General features: G+C 59.0%; 16 protein-coding genes and 1 tRNA gene. 13 read left to right on the forward strand and 4 right to left on the reverse strand.

Features of this window, described 5'->3' with window-relative positions; all coding sequences use genetic code 11:
- Positions 1-459, forward strand: coding sequence for a 50S ribosomal protein L13 (locus QXU72_00585; protein ID MEM0493742.1), 459 nt, complete (start codon positions 1-3; stop codon positions 457-459).
- Positions 456-860 (forward strand): 30S ribosomal protein S9, encoded by a 405-nt coding sequence (locus QXU72_00590; protein ID MEM0493743.1) that lies wholly within the window; start codon positions 456-458, stop codon positions 858-860. The genes QXU72_00585 and QXU72_00590 overlap by 4 nt, the downstream gene beginning before the upstream one ends.
- Here the strand turns inward: QXU72_00590 and QXU72_00595 are convergent.
- Positions 857-1,072, reverse strand: a complete 216-nt coding sequence (locus QXU72_00595; GenBank protein ID MEM0493744.1) for a DNA-directed RNA polymerase subunit N — start codon at positions 1,070-1,072, stop codon at positions 857-859. The two genes, QXU72_00590 and QXU72_00595, sit on opposite strands and share 4 nt — an antisense overlap.
- Before the next feature lie 76 nt (positions 1,073-1,148).
- Here QXU72_00595 and QXU72_00600 point away from each other — a divergent pair, with 76 nt between their 5' ends.
- Positions 1,149-1,862: a hypothetical protein gene (locus QXU72_00600; protein MEM0493745.1), complete on the forward strand. Its 714-nt coding sequence runs from the start codon at positions 1,149-1,151 to the stop codon at positions 1,860-1,862.
- A 13-nt stretch (positions 1,863-1,875) separates the two neighbouring features.
- Here QXU72_00600 and QXU72_00605 read toward each other — a convergent pair.
- Positions 1,876-1,993 (reverse strand) — tRNA-Val (locus QXU72_00605).
- A 96-nt stretch (positions 1,994-2,089) separates the two neighbouring features.
- Here QXU72_00605 and rpsB point away from each other — a divergent pair.
- The 4 genes from rpsB (at position 2,090) to QXU72_00625 (ending at position 5,356) form a co-directional block, all read left to right on the forward strand.
- On the forward strand, positions 2,090-2,734 hold the full coding sequence (rpsB, locus tag QXU72_00610; protein ID MEM0493746.1) for a 30S ribosomal protein S2: 645 nt from the start codon (positions 2,090-2,092) through the stop codon (positions 2,732-2,734).
- 92 nt (positions 2,735-2,826) lie between these two features.
- Positions 2,827-3,702 (forward strand): AmmeMemoRadiSam system protein B, encoded by an 876-nt coding sequence (amrB, locus tag QXU72_00615; GenBank protein MEM0493747.1) that lies wholly within the window; start codon positions 2,827-2,829, stop codon positions 3,700-3,702.
- Between the two features lie 126 nt (positions 3,703-3,828).
- On the forward strand, positions 3,829-4,920 hold the full coding sequence (fni, locus tag QXU72_00620) for a type 2 isopentenyl-diphosphate Delta-isomerase (GenBank protein ID MEM0493748.1): 1,092 nt from the start codon (positions 3,829-3,831) through the stop codon (positions 4,918-4,920).
- Positions 4,913-5,356 carry an archease gene (locus QXU72_00625; protein MEM0493749.1) on the forward strand — a complete coding sequence of 148 codons (444 nt, stop codon included), beginning with the start codon at positions 4,913-4,915 and terminating at the stop codon, positions 5,354-5,356. Before fni ends, QXU72_00625 begins: the two co-directional genes overlap by 8 nt.
- A 4-nt stretch (positions 5,357-5,360) precedes the next feature.
- On the opposite strand, the gene QXU72_00630 is transcribed toward QXU72_00625, so the two are convergent.
- Positions 5,361-5,735 carry a hypothetical protein gene (locus tag QXU72_00630; protein MEM0493750.1) on the reverse strand — a complete coding sequence of 125 codons (375 nt, stop codon included), beginning with the start codon at positions 5,733-5,735 and terminating at the stop codon, positions 5,361-5,363.
- Positions 5,736-5,802: 67 nt separating this feature from the next.
- Between QXU72_00630 and QXU72_00635 the strand changes: the two genes are divergently transcribed.
- The 4 genes from QXU72_00635 to QXU72_00650 all read left to right on the forward strand — a co-directional run bounded on the left by QXU72_00635 (position 5,803) and on the right by QXU72_00650 (position 10,213).
- The gene (locus QXU72_00635) at positions 5,803-7,251 is read left to right on the forward strand and encodes an RtcB family protein (GenBank protein MEM0493751.1); all 1,449 of its coding nucleotides are present in this window, start codon (positions 5,803-5,805) and stop codon (positions 7,249-7,251) included.
- A 71-nt stretch (positions 7,252-7,322) separates the two neighbouring features.
- Entirely contained in the window at positions 7,323-7,925 is a 603-nt protein-coding gene (locus QXU72_00640; protein MEM0493752.1) for a 30S ribosomal protein S7, read from the forward strand.
- Positions 7,926-8,001: 76 nt separating this feature from the next.
- Entirely contained in the window at positions 8,002-8,976 is a 975-nt protein-coding gene (locus QXU72_00645) for a replication factor C small subunit (protein MEM0493753.1), read from the forward strand.
- A gap of 4 nt (positions 8,977-8,980) precedes the next feature.
- Positions 8,981-10,213: a replication factor C large subunit gene (locus QXU72_00650; GenBank protein MEM0493754.1), complete on the forward strand. Its 1,233-nt coding sequence runs from the start codon at positions 8,981-8,983 to the stop codon at positions 10,211-10,213.
- Positions 10,214-10,217: 4 nt separating this feature from the next.
- Here QXU72_00650 and QXU72_00655 read toward each other — a convergent pair whose 3' ends face one another.
- On the reverse strand, positions 10,218-11,480 hold the full coding sequence (locus tag QXU72_00655) for an AAA family ATPase (protein ID MEM0493755.1): 1,263 nt from the start codon (positions 11,478-11,480) through the stop codon (positions 10,218-10,220).
- Positions 11,481-11,664: 184 nt separating this feature from the next.
- On the opposite strand from QXU72_00655, the gene QXU72_00660 reads away from it, so the two are divergent.
- Positions 11,665-12,405, forward strand: coding sequence for a hypothetical protein (locus tag QXU72_00660; GenBank protein ID MEM0493756.1), 741 nt, complete (start codon positions 11,665-11,667; stop codon positions 12,403-12,405).
- Positions 12,402-13,097, forward strand: coding sequence for a hypothetical protein (locus QXU72_00665; GenBank protein MEM0493757.1), 696 nt, complete (start codon positions 12,402-12,404; stop codon positions 13,095-13,097). The genes QXU72_00660 and QXU72_00665 overlap by 4 nt, the downstream gene beginning before the upstream one ends.
- The last annotated feature ends 179 nt before the right edge of the window (positions 13,098-13,276 follow it).

The following is a 13,276-nucleotide window of genomic DNA, read 5'->3' on the forward strand; positions in this document are numbered from 1 at the left end:
ATGCAGGAGAACTTGCTCGTAATCGACGGCGAAGGACACGTTGCTGGAAGGCTCGCTAGCATCGTGGCTAAGAGGCTTCTCCGAGGAGAGAGCATAGTCGTCGTTAACGCCGAGAAGCTGGTGATAACGGGTAAGCGGGAGAGAGTTTTTGAGCAGCACTACAAAAGGTGGGCAGAGTGGAGGACCTACTACAACCCTGAGAAGAGGGGCCCGAAGTACCCGAGGATGCCCGACCGGCTGTTTAAGAGGATGGTAAGGGGTATGCTCCCCGACAAGCCGAAGGGGAGAGAAGCGTTGAGAAGGCTTAAAGTGTACATCGGCGTGCCCAGCGAGTTTTCCTCCCGCGAGAAAGCGAAGATCCCCGAAGCGCTCTTCAATAACCCCTTCATACCCTACGTGACGCTTGGTGAGCTCTGCAGAATGCTCTCTCAAAGGAGCTTTGAGGGTGGTGTAGGATGAGCGTGAAGATAGTGTTGGCTTCGGCTAGGAGGAAGACAGCTAGGGCTAGGGCTATCGTCCGCGAAGGGCGCGGCAGAGTCTTGGTGAACGGTGTGCCTCTGGAGGTTCTCGAACCCGAGCTTGTAAGGCTAAAGATCATGGAGCCGATCGTCCTGGCGGGCAAGCTCGCAAGCCAAGTCGATATATACGTTGAAACCTCGGGGGGAGGCGTGATGGGGCAAGCCTCAGCAGCTAGAACTGCAGTAGCTCGCGCGCTCGTCGAGTGGACTGGCAGCGAGGAGCTCAAGAAGCTGTACCTAGACTACGACAGAAACCTTCTCGTTGAAGACCCCCGGCAGGCGGAGCCCAAGAAGCCCAGAGGCAGATCGGCTAGAGCTAAGCGCCAGAAGAGCTACCGCTAGCCTTTGAAGTACTCTTCTACTCCGCTGTACACCAGGATCTTGTCGATCACTTCCACGTGAGAGAGGAACATCCTCCGGCAGCAGTACCTCGTCACCCCCATCTCATCTAAGACTTTGCCGGCGTCCTCGCCTTTCTGGACCCTCTGGGCGAACTCGTACCACTTATCGGCTATCAGGGCTCCGCAAGTGAAGCAGCGTATCGGGATTATCATCCCCACCAGCCCTCTTCGCCACAGCCGTCTGTAAATAACTTTATGCTCTAGGGTCGACTTCCCGAATGTGGTAACAGTGTCTAGGATAAATGCGAGAGATGCCTACAAGTTCGTTCTCTCGTCGCAGAGGCCGGTGGCTCTGCTCTTGCCTGATGCCGTGGCTCCGGATTTCGAGAAGCAGATTAGAGCTGTCGCGCTTTCAGAGGGTGCTTTCTTCTATAGTGTGAGCTGCTCTGATGACGGTCACAGCGGTAAGCTGCATGTTACTGATTCACTGCTTAAGGAGATCTTAGAGGAAGAGGTGGGAGCCCTTTCCGCTCTTCTCTTGAAGTCGGCCGCCTCACCACAGGTGGCGAGGAACCGGGCCTTCCTCCTCCTCGCAGAGGATGGAGTGCGCTCTCTCAGCCAGCTGAAGGGAATATTCTACCTGCTGGAACTCCTCGAAGAGCATGAAAAATCGAGCGAGTGCGAGCCCTCAGAGAATCTCTTCGTGAGAGGGTGCAAACCGCTGAAACTCATGTACGCGGTCAAACTTCTAGCCGGGGCTTGCAGGAAGAGGGAACACCCCACTCTGATCTTCGTCAATGCTAGAGAGAGTGCGAGGCAGCTAGCCGCCGTCAAGCTCCCGAAAGAGGCAAGGCTCCTCTTGCTCTGGCCGCTGTCCAGCGTCCCGCGGCCCTGCGAGCTGGATGTTATCGCGCCGAGAAGCGTTTTGCGGGAAGCTTGGCCCGCGAGCCGCGGAGTCCCCCTGGTGAAGGTGGGAGCCGACTACGCCGCTGCGCGCTGCTGAGAACCATGCCGGTTGGTGGGCCCGCCGGGATTCGAACCCGGGATTTGGCGGGCTCAGCGAACTGCCCTCCACCACCGTGTCAGGGTGGCTTCAGGAGGCTTATCTTATCCTAGCCACTAGACGACGGGCCCCGCTGCCTCACTGCCACCTCTCAACTTTAAACCTTTTGTTCCGAACTCCGGGAGCCATAGGTTTAAAAGGGGGGCTTCGCGAGGAGAAGGGGTACTATGGAAGCTGGTGGGCTTGAAGTAGCTGTGGGAGAGCTGCTGATCCCGCTGGAGATGTACCTAGCGGCAGGCGTGAGAATAGGAACCAAGATGAAAAGCAAGTTCATGGAGCCCTACATCTTCAGCGTACGCCCAGACGGCCTCTACCTTCTCGACGTGAAGAAGACCGACGAGAGAATCAGGCTAGCGGCAAAATTCATCGCCCGGTACCCGCCCGAGAAAGTGGTTGTAGTCGCCGGGAGGCAGTACGCGCACAGACCGGCCAGGAAGTTCTGCGGCCTCGTGGGCTGCAAGGCGATCACCGGGAGGGTTCCTCCAGGAACCTTCACGAACCCATCTCTCCAGTCCTTCACAGAGGCTTCGCTGATGGTTATCACGGACCCCCGTGTCGACGAGCAAGCGCTGACGGAGGCGGGGACTATGGGGATCCCCGTTATCGCCTTCTGCGACACCGACTCGCCCACGAGCTTCGTAGACTTAGTCATCCCCACAAACAACAGGGGCAGGAAGGCTTTAGCGCTCGTCTTCTGGCTGCTCGCGAGGGAGGTGCTCAGAGCCCGCGGAGAGATACCTCCGGACGGCGAGCTTCCCGTGCCCGTCTCCGAGTTCGAGGCCCGAGTCCTCCTGACCGGTGAGGTGGTCTAGCCCCAGCGCCGAGTCCTCCTGACCGGTGAGGTGGTCTAGCCCCAGCGTGCAGTTAAATAAGCTGCTCCTACAAGCTTCTTCTGGAAGGGTGTATGAGGAAGCGGTACCCGTCTCAGGCGGGGTACTTTTACCCGAAATCCGAGGAAGAGCTCCGCAGCGCTCTGAAGGCCGCTTTCCTCCACGGCTTGGGACCCGGTTTCCTCCCGGAGGTTTCCGCGGGCTTCACGGGAGAGGTCATCGGCGCCGTAGTCCCCCACGCGGGGTACATCTACTCGGGGCACGTAGCGGCTCACGCGTACGCTAGGCTCGCCTCCGCAGGCTCTCCTAATCACGTGTTCATCATTGGGCCTAACCACCACGGCATCGGCGCCCCCGTGGCTGTCGACGAGCATGAAGCGTGGGTTACACCTCTCGGCGAGGTGGAGGTGGATTTAGAGGTGGCTAAGGAGCTCGCAGCCTCTGAGGAGCTGATCCGCTTCGACTTCTCGGCTCACGTCTACGAGCACTCGATAGAGGTGCAGGTGCCATTCCTCCAGTTCGTTTTCGGGAAAGGCTTCCGCATCATACCGATCTCGATGCTACGCCAAGATCACCGCGCTGCCGCGAGAGTTGGGCAGGCGGTAGCTAGGGTTATCCGCGAGCACGGGCTCAAGGCGTACGTGCTTGCGAGCAGTGACATGAGCCACTACATCCCGGCAGAGGTGGCGCGCAAAAAGGACTTCAAAGCCATCGAGAGGATTCAGAGGCTGGATGTTCAGGGGCTCTACGACGTGGTTATAGAGGAAGATATCTCGATGTGCGGCTACGGCCCCGTGATGGTGCTCATGAAGGTAGCCCAGGAGCTGGGCTACACCGAGGTCCGGCTGCTCAAGTACGCGGACTCGGGAGACGTCACTGGGGACAAGAGCGAGGTCGTGGCTTACGCCGCCCTATCCTTTGAAAAGCCGGGCTTGGCGCGGAAACCGTAGAGGCCGCTGCCCCTCTCTATCGGGGCTTTGAGTCTGCGCCGCCGCGCAGCGGAGCCCCCCAGCCCCTCCGAGCGGGTAAAGGTGAAACGTTTAAAGCGCACGTAGGGTGTGTCCCGCGCCGCACCTATGAGCATCTCCACGCGTAAGGATGATCACGTGCTGCTCTCAGTCAAAGAGCGCGTGACGTCGAGCGCTACGACTCTTCTGGAGGACGTTATTTTCGTGCACCACACGATTCCCCGGTGCGCATTAGCTGACATCAGCTTGGAGTCGGACTTCCTCGGGAAGGCTGTGAGCGCGCCGGTCATGATCAGCGGGATGACGGGTGGTTCCCCGCTGGCAGAGAAGATTAACCGCTCGCTGGCTGCGGTTGCGCAGAAGCTGAAGATTCCCTTGGGTGTGGGCAGCCAGCGGGCAGCTCTCGTCGACAGGGAGCTGGCGAGGACGTTTTCCGTTGTACGCGATGTAGCTCCTGACATTCCCGTGGTCGCGAACATCGGCGCTAGCCAAGTTTCTCGCGGGCTTAGCGCGAGCCAGGTGCTCGAGCTTGTCGAGATGGTGCGCGCCGATGCGCTGGCAGTTCACTTGAACCCCCTCCAGGAGGCTCTCCAGCCCGAGGGCGAGCCGGATATGAGGTCGTTCATCGAGAACCTGAGACAGCTCGCCAGGGAGTCCCCGGTACCCGTGCTGCTTAAGCAGACTGGGGAGGGCTTCTCGCGCGAAGCCGCTCTAATGGTCAAGGGCCTCGTTAAGGGCATAGACGTGGGCGGGGCTGGTGGAACCTCTTTCGCGGTGATAGAAGGCCTCAGGGCGAGGTTGAGGGGGCTTGACGAGCTGGAGGAAATGGCTTCAACGTTCGCCTCTTGGGGTATCCCCACGGCTGCGAGCATCCTTGAAGTGCGCAGCGCGCTGCCCGATATCTTTCTCATCGCTTCGGGTGGCTTGACTACGGGGGTGGATGTCGCGAAGGCTCTCAGGCTGGGTGCGGACTTCGCAGGCATAGCGAGGCCTGTACTCCTGAAGCTGTATTACGGCGGCGAGCAAGCTGCGGAAAGGTACCTTCGGAGAGTTGTGAGCGAACTAAGAGTTGCGGTTTTCCTCACGGGCAGCTGCTCGCTTGAGGAGCTGCGGAAAGCCCCCGTAATTGTTAAAGGCCTCCTGAAGGAGTGGGTTCTCCAGAGGGGGTTGGAGATCCCTCGAGGGGCTGGCTATGGGTGACTGCGCTGGGGGAGGGTTCCAGATTCTCGAGCACACGGCGGATGTTCTCATCAGGGCTTGGGGCTCGACGCTGGATGAAGCTTTGAGTCACGCCGTGCTGGGAATGTACGAGGTGATGACAGATCTCAGCAGCATCAGACCCTCTGAGATGAGGGTTGTGGAGGCTGAGGGGGTCGACCTCGAGAACCTCCTGTACAACCTTATCGAGAAGCTGATAATACTGTTCGATGAGGAAGCTTTCCTCATCTCCAGCGTCGAGAGCTGCCAGCTCACACAGCGGGACGGTGCCTGGCACGTAGTCCTCGAAGCTCGCGGCGAGAGGTACGATCCTGAGAGGCACGAGTCGAGAGTCCTCGTGAAGGCGGCGACGTACCACATGATGAGAATCTGGAGCGAAGAAGGCTGCTGGTTCATCCAGTACGTGGTCGATATCTAACGGCTCAGCCGAAGCTCAGCACTATCCTCTTCAGGGTCAGCGTGGGCACCCTCTCTCTACCCCTCTCCTCGAACCTCACCAGCTTGTACTTTTCGAGAAACTTCAAGTCGCGGTACACGTTTGGGACAGAACGGCCCAGAATGCTTGCGAGCCGCGTTATGCTCTCTCCCCGGCTTCTGGATAGTACTTCAACGAGCTCTCTCATTCTCTTGGATAGCAGGCGGTGAACGACGTCAGCCGGAATCTCCTCCCTTATCGTCTTGTGCAGAGCTTCGTCCCCTTCTTCCTCGTACATCAGGTAAAGCTTCTCAAACTTCGCCTCTCTAACAGCGCTGTCGAAATCCTCCCGCGTTAGCTCCCTCTCGACTACCGCTCTCACGGGTTTTTTATCATCAGATGATAAAAAAGCTTATCCAAGCTGCGCAGCTTACTTCACGGTGGTTTAGGTGGTACCACCTCTCCGCAAGATAACAGACTACATGTGGGAGATCCCCGAGAAGTATAAGCCGGGCATGCTCGTCCCTGCGCTCGTGATCGCTGACGAAGTGCTTCTCAGCAAGATGAAAGAGGATCTGACCCTCGAGCAAGCGGCCAACGTGTCCCACCTCCCCGGCATCTACAAGTACTCGATAGTGCTCCCCGACGGGCACCAGGGCTACGGTTTCCCCATCGGTGGAGTAGCTGCTTTCGACGCTGAAGAGGGCGTGCTAAGCCCAGGAGGGGTCGGGTACGACATTAATTGCGGGGTTAGAGTGCTGAGAACCGAGCTCGACGAGAAGGATGTGAGGCCCAGGCTCAGGGACCTCGCCAGGGTTCTCTTCCGCAAGATCCCGTCGGGGCTGGGGAGCACTAGCGGCCTTAACCTAAGCTTCCCGGAGCTCGACAAAGTCCTGGAGGAGGGCGTCGAGTGGGCGCTCGAGAGGGGTTACGGGTGGAGGGAGGACGCCGACCACATCGAGGAGGGCGGCAGCATGAAGGGCGCTAGAGCGGACGCGGTATCTAGGGAGGCGAAGCAGCGCGGCAGGAACCAGCTGGGTACGCTGGGGAGCGGCAACCACTTCCTTGAGATACAGCGAGTCGATAAGATCTACGACCCGAGTGTCGCGAAAGAGCTGGGCATAGAGAGGGAGGGCCAGATAACCGTGATGATCCACACCGGAAGCAGGGGGCTAGGGCACCAGGTTGCCAGCGACTACTTGAAGGTCATGGAGCGGCTAGTCCACAAGTACAAGGTTCCCCTCCCCGACCGCGAGCTGGTCTCAGTGCCCACCACGGCTCCTGAGGCGCAGGACTACTTCGCTGCGATGGCAGCTGCTGCGAACTTCGCCTGGACGAACCGCCAGGTGATCACGCACTGGGTTAGGGAGAGCTTCGGGGAGGTTTTCGGCCGCGACCCCGACCAACTGGGCATGGAGGTGATCTACGACGTAGCGCACAACATAGCTAAGCTGGAGGAGCACGTAGTCGACGGGAAGAGAGTGAAAGTCTACGTTCACCGCAAGGGCGCGACGAGAAGCTTCCCGCCAGGCCACCCAGCGGTACCGAAGGACTACCAGGGTGTAGGACAGCCCGTGCTGATTCCAGGCTCGATGGGCACAGCGAGCTACATCCTCGTAGGGACGCAGAGAGCTATGGAGCTCACCTTCGGCTCAGCACCCCACGGGGCCGGCAGGATGCAGAGCAGGGCTGAGGCGCGCCGCGCTGTGAGAGGCCAGGAGATCAAGTCCCAGCTGGAAAGGAGGGGCATAGTGGTCGAGGCGGCTAGCTTGGCTGTAGTCGCGGAGGAGGCTCCGGACGCCTACAAGGACGTGGACAGGGTCGTCCAGGTAGCGGATGCTGTCGGCATAGCCAGGAAGATCGTGAGAATGGTCCCCATAGCCGTCGTCAAGGGGTAGTTTCTCGAAACTCTCGCTCGCGCTGGAAGCCGAAAAAGCTTTTAACGAACATACAGGTGAGAGCGGGGACTATGTCTCAGGAGCTGCGAGAGCTTCGCACACTCGACGGGGAGGAGATAAAGCTCTTCGGCAAGTGGAGCCTATCGGAGGTCGAGGTACGGGACAAGAGCCTGGAAGCTTACATCTCCCTGAAGCCGGTTCTAGTCCCGCACTCGGAGGGAAGGCACGCTAAGAGAAGGTTCGGCAAGGCGAGAGTCTCCATCGTCGAGAGGCTCGCCAACACCATGATGCGGCCCGGCAGGAATGCCGGCAAGAAAATGCTGGCTCTTAACATCGTGAAGAGAGCTTTCGAGATCATCGAGCTTAAGACCGGTAAAAATCCGGTTCAGGTTCTGGTCTGGGCAATCGAGAACGCTTCCCCGAGAGAAGAGACCACTAGGGTTATCTACGGCGGTATACTCTACCACGTCTCTGTAGACGTCTCTCCTCAGAGGCGCGTTGACTTAGCTCTCAGGTTTATTAGCGAGGGGGCTCGGGCCTGCTCCTTCAACAACACCAAGCCGATTGAGGAGTGCCTTGCCGACGAGATAATCGCGGCAGCTTACGGCGACTCCTCGAGCTACGCTCTGAGGAGGAAGGAGGAGATAGAGAGAATCGCCATGGCCGCAAGGTAGGGTTTTCCTCTGGCCACGTTTTCGTTTTCTGCTCGAGAGATACTCTTATACATATGTGCTTGCTGCTACCCTTGGTATGTCCGAGGTATGGGTAGAGAAGTACAGGCCTAGAACGCTCGACGAGATTGTCGATCAAGAAGAGATCGTGAGGAGATTGAAGGAGTTCGTGAAGTCGAGGAGCATGCCCCACCTGCTGTTCGCAGGCCCCCCGGGTACCGGTAAGACTACAGCCGCTTTAGCGCTAGCCCACGACCTCTACGGGGAGAGCTGGAGAGACAATACCCTCGAGCTGAACGCGAGCGACGAGAGAGGTATAGACGTCATAAGAAGCAGGATAAAGGACTATGCAAGGACTCTGCCCATCGGCGACGTCCCCTTCAAGCTCGTGATACTCGACGAGGCGGACAACATGACAGGTGACGCGCAGCAGGCTTTGAGGAGAACGATGGAGCTCTTCAGCAGGAACACGCGCTTTATCCTCATCGCTAACTACGCCTCGAAGATCATCGAGCCGATACAGTCGCGCTGCGCAGTTTTCCGCTTCCAGCCGCTGCCGAAAGGCTCCGCTATCGAGAGGCTCCGCTGGATAGCCTCCCAGGAGAATCTTAACGTAGACGAGGACGCTCTGGAAGCTATCTGGGAGGAGAGCCAGGGAGACCTCCGCAGGGCGATAAACACGCTCCAAGCAGCCTCTGTGATCAGCAGGAACGTTACCGCTGAGGTCGTCTACGAGGCTCTGGGGAAAGTGCGGCCCAAGGAAGTGAGGGAGATGATCGACTACGCGGTGAAAGGCGACCTCGCGGAAGCTAGGGAGAAGCTCAGAGCCCTCCTCTACAGCTACGGCCTCTCCGGCCTCGACATCATCCGCCTAATCCACCGCGAAGTTCTGTCCTCGAAGTCCCCCCTCAGGCTGAGCAGCGCTACCCTCGCGGACCTGCTCGTCCTCATCGGCGAGGCGAACTACAGGATAGTCGAGGGGGCTGACGACGAAATACAGCTGATGGCCCTCCTATCGAAGCTCGCGCTGCTCTCTTCTAAAGGTGCGCAGTAGGGCTATGCCAGCAGAAGAGCTGCCCTGGACCGAGAAGTACCGTCCCCGGCGCATCGTGGACGTTGCCGGGAACGAGGAGGCCAAGAAGAAGTACGCTGCTTGGATCAATAGCTGGGTTCGCGGCAAGCCAACCAAGAAGGCTGCCCTGCTCTACGGTCCGCCAGGGTGCGGTAAGACGAGCATTGTGCACGCAACGGCGAACGAGTTCGGGTGGGAGCTCATCGAGCTCAACGCCAGCGATGAGCGGTCGAGGGCAGCTATCCAGACTAGAGTCCTCGCAGCGGCTAGGCTAGCTCCAGTTACGGGCTACTCGGGGAAGATAGTGCTCCTCGACGAGGTGGACGGCATATCCACTAGGGAAGATTCCGGCGGGCTCGACGCCATCCTGGAGCTCATCGAGCAGAGCGCGTACCCTGTGGTGCTCACCGCGAATGATCCTTGGGACCCGAAGCTGAGACCGCTGAGAGATGTTTGCGAGCTCATAGAGTTCAAGCGGCTGGGCAAGAGGGATATCGTGAAGGTTTTAGAGAGCATATGCAGCAAGGAAGGCATAGCCTGCGACAAGGAGATTCTCTCAGCCATAGCTGACAACGCGAAAGGCGATCTGAGAGCGGCGATCAACGACCTGCAGACGCTAGCGATGGGGAGGAAGACCCTCTCTCTCGCCGACCTGCGGGTTATAGGGGAGAGAGCCGAGCAGGAGAGCATGTTCGAGATCGTGAGAACAGTCCTCACAGCGAAGAGCCCGGAGCAAGCCCTTTCCGTAACGAGGCTTCCATCGCTGGACTACGAGATGCTGCTCCAGTGGCTGAGCGAGAACATCATCTACCAGTACGAGCCCAGCCTAGTGGCGATTGCGGACGCCTACAACGCTCTTTCCTGGGCTGACATCTTCCTGAACAGGATGAAGCGCGAGCAGCAGTGGGCTTTGCTCACCTACGTGCTGGAGCTCATGACTGCCGGTGTAGCGAGCGCGCGGGAGAGGCCGCCTTTCAAGTTCGTGAAGTACAACTTCCCCGAGAAGATAAGGTTCCTGGCTCGGGTGAAGGAGAAGCGGGAAAAGTTCGTCAAGGCGACTAGGCTGGCTGCGCGGACGCTGCACGTCTCCACGAGCACTTTCAGGACGGAAATTCTTCCTTTCATCAAGGTGATTTACGAGCACGACCCCGGGAAAGCGAAGGAGATCCTGGAGAGCCTGGGGGTCAAGAAGGAGGATTTCTCCCTAGTGCTCGAGTAGAGGGCTACCGCCTGCCGGAGGAGAGCTCTCTCTCGATAAGCTTCGTCAGCAGTCCCTCCAGGTAGTTTAGAGGGATTCTCGTTATTCCAACGAAGCTAATCTGAGTTGTCCTGCCGCGCGTCTCCCCGCTCTCAACCCTCGCGTCTATGACTCCGATCTTCTTCAACCTCTGCACCCTTTCCCATATGCTCGTGTGCCGCAGAGGCTTCTCATCGTACCTCCCGCATAGGTCCTCGTACTCGAGCTCAACGTCCCCCATGCTAACGTAGGCGCGGCTGGGCTCGAGGAGCAGAACCCTAGTTATCGCCAGGAGGATCAGCTTCTCGTGAAGATCCAGCTTCTCGAAAACCTCCTCGTCGAGCTCCGCGGGGAGAACGCCTCGACTTATCACCTCGCGGACATCTGCAGGGAGGATCCCCTCCCTCCCCTCGCTCTCGGCTTTCAGCGCCGCGAAGTACAGGATCTTGAGAGCCATTCTCGCGTCGCCGTAACCTCTCCCGGTAGAGGGGTCGTAGCCGACGGCGGAAGCTATCATGTCCACTACATCGTCCGAGACTGCGGTTTCACGTATAGCCTTGTCCGCGAGCACCCTGTTCCAGAGGATATCCCTGAGCTGAGCAGCCGTGTAGGGGTCGAACTTGAGCCTGGTGGACGCTAAAGAGCTCCTCACAGCATCTTCAATGTAGAGAGAGCTCTCGTCGAAGCGCCTGAAAATCACTACGAGGCCGATGCCGATCCTCGTACCGTGCAGCTCCGGAAGCCTGAGAAGCGTGTAAAGGATGGCGTTACCGTCCTCCTCGCGGGCGAGAACATCCGCCTCGTCGAGTATGACGAGGAGGTTGTAGTCGTTACGGGCCAGGAAGTCGAAGATGTAGCTTGCCAGCTCGTCAGCCGAGAACCCTCTCCGCGGTATCGTGAGCCCCGCGTCACTGCCGATTTTCCGGAGCACCTGGTACCGTGTCCGCTGCTCTTGAGCATTCACGTAGCTCACCACGAGAGGAGGTATTCTCTTCCTCTCGCGGGCCTCGCTCGCCAGAAAGCTGCCGATTTTCCTGGCAACTGCCGTCTTACCTGTTCCCGCTGGCCCATCGTAGATCACGCTGAGTACAACGTACTTCTCGCCCTTGATGACGGGCTTCAGGATGCGAAGCGAGTCCTCGATCTGGTTCTCCCTGTGCTGAAGCTTCACAGGGACGTACTCGGTGCTTAGTTTACGCTCGTCGAGAATTATCCTTCGAGGAGCAAAACCCTCTCCTGCGAAACTCATCGCTCCTCTACCTCAGACCCGCCCACTAAAGAGCCTCTCCCTCTCAATAAAGTCTTTCTACAGCGCTCGAGCCACGCTTCTCTCTCACTTCGCGCCAGCACCCCTTCAAGGCAGCACGTGAAGGGATTTAGAGGGATGCACAGCCAAGAAAAAAGGTGATATCCCCATTCTACCCCTTTCTCACGTGTCAGCGGCTCAAAAGGTCATCGTCGTGGCCGGGCCGAAAGGGGCCGGCAAGTCTACGCTCATTAAAGCTCTTTTTCCAGAACTCCCCGTACGCTTCACGGAGCCCTTCCTTTACAGAGTTTACGAGACTTCGAAAGGATGCCGCATCGTCGAGGTTCAAGCCAAAGATGAAGCTCTGCGCGTACTGCTCGCAGCACCGCCTTGGAGAATCTCGGTAGGCATCGCGCTCGTTGATGCTACTCAGCAGGTCGCAGTCAACCCGCTAGTAGTCAGCCTATTCGCAGAGGCGCCCGCCAAGGCTCTGGTCCTCAACAAAGCAGACCAGGCACCTCCAGAAAGGGTGCGCGAAGCGCAGCGGGAAGCGGAGAGGCTGGGGATGGAGTTCTTCACGCTATCGGCAGCTTCAGGGCAGGGCGTCGAGGAGCTTCGAGCGTGGATCCAAACCGGAGAGAGGCCCAGAGCCGCGCCGCCAGCGCCCGCCCCAGCCCCCCTAGCTCCTCCCCCTTCGAGGACAGCACTCTTCCCCGTCGACCTAGTCCCGGTGCCTAGCGGGAAGGAGCCGAGAAAAGGCGAGCTCAGCGAGGAGGAGTTGAGGTTCCTCAGGGCCTGCGATGGAGAGAGAAGCCTGAGCGAGCTCGCGTCCGCTCTGGGTCTACCGTACGGCAAAGCTAAGAGCATCGTAGACAAGCTTTTCTCCACAGGGTATTTAAGAGAACTTCGGGTGAGGTCTCGCGTATGAGCTCGGAGATCGCGAAGCTCGCTCTAAGGCTTCAGAAGATGATGTTCCCGACAGTCCACGTCCTGGTGCCGAAGGTCCTGTTCACATACCTTGTGTCCTCTGTGCTTCGAGAGCACGGAAACCCCGCGGACGCTAACAGGGAGCTTTTCAAGCACGGGGTATGGAGCGGCAGCACCGCACTCCTGCACCTCTCATCCCCTTCAGCGCTCCGCAGCCTGTGGCCCAAGGATGGCCGTGCGGAAGGCGTTCAGCGCTTCATCGAAGTCTACGGGCAAGCAGCTTGGAACATCTTCGCCGGCTACCTTCCGAGAATCAGCACCGAAGCCGTCGACAAGCGGGGCTTCGTATGGGCGCTTATCGAGGAGAACCCCGACAAAGACGCGTTCTACAAGGTGGCAACCCCGGAGGGAGTCGACCCCCTCTACTTCATAGCCGGAGCCTACGAGGGAGCCACGCTCACCGCTTTCCGCCTCCTGGAAGTGGAGAGAGAGTGGTACAGCATGTGGAGGCCCGTGAAGGGCGGTATCGCGGGCTTCTACGCCAGGAAAACGCTCCAGGTAGCAGAGGTCGTAAACTACGCTACGCGGCGAAACCCATCCTTCTTCGAGCTCGTGAAGTGGAGGGACAGCGCACTATTCGCGGCCGAGCTGCTAGGCTACGAAGTGCCGAGCGAAGAAGCAGTGCGGCGGTAACGGGTGGGGAGAGCGCTCTCGCCGCTCTCCTCGCGCCGGGCAGGTTCAAGGCTCGGCTCGCTACTCGTCTCTCGGCTTGCGCCGGAGTTACAAGGGTTACCCAGGCGCTTCGTAGACTTCTCGCAGAGAGCACTCCCCCGAGGGCGAAGCTTCTGCTCGAACCTGCCTGGCTGCCATCT

The sequence above is a fragment of the Thermofilum sp. genome, assembly GCA_038741495.1.
Taxonomy (GTDB): domain Archaea; phylum Thermoproteota; class Thermoprotei; order Thermofilales; family Thermofilaceae; genus Thermofilum.

Bases quoted from the DNA above. Each gene is read 5' to 3' on its own strand.
- QXU72_00650 (MEM0493754.1), top strand. From the start codon at position 8,981: ATGCCAGCAGAAGAGCTGCCCTGGACCGAGAAGTACCGTCCCCGGCGC.
- fni (MEM0493748.1), top strand. From the start codon at position 3,829: ATGAGCATCTCCACGCGTAAGGATGATCACGTGCTGCTCTCAGTCAAA.
- QXU72_00595 (MEM0493744.1), bottom strand. From the start codon at position 1,072: ATGATAATCCCGATACGCTGCTTCACTTGCGGAGCCCTGATAGCCGAT.
- rpsB (MEM0493746.1), top strand. From the start codon at position 2,090: ATGGAAGCTGGTGGGCTTGAAGTAGCTGTGGGAGAGCTGCTGATCCCG.
- QXU72_00655 (MEM0493755.1), bottom strand. From the start codon at position 11,480: ATGAGTTTCGCAGGAGAGGGTTTTGCTCCTCGAAGGATAATTCTCGAC.
- QXU72_00645 (MEM0493753.1), top strand. From the start codon at position 8,002: ATGTCCGAGGTATGGGTAGAGAAGTACAGGCCTAGAACGCTCGACGAG.
- QXU72_00590 (MEM0493743.1), top strand. From the start codon at position 456: ATGAGCGTGAAGATAGTGTTGGCTTCGGCTAGGAGGAAGACAGCTAGG.
- QXU72_00585 (MEM0493742.1), top strand. From the start codon at position 1: ATGCAGGAGAACTTGCTCGTAATCGACGGCGAAGGACACGTTGCTGGA.
- QXU72_00625 (MEM0493749.1), top strand. From the start codon at position 4,913: ATGGGTGACTGCGCTGGGGGAGGGTTCCAGATTCTCGAGCACACGGCG.
- amrB (MEM0493747.1), top strand. From the start codon at position 2,827: ATGAGGAAGCGGTACCCGTCTCAGGCGGGGTACTTTTACCCGAAATCC.
- QXU72_00665 (MEM0493757.1), top strand. From the start codon at position 12,402: ATGAGCTCGGAGATCGCGAAGCTCGCTCTAAGGCTTCAGAAGATGATG.
- QXU72_00640 (MEM0493752.1), top strand. From the start codon at position 7,323: ATGTCTCAGGAGCTGCGAGAGCTTCGCACACTCGACGGGGAGGAGATA.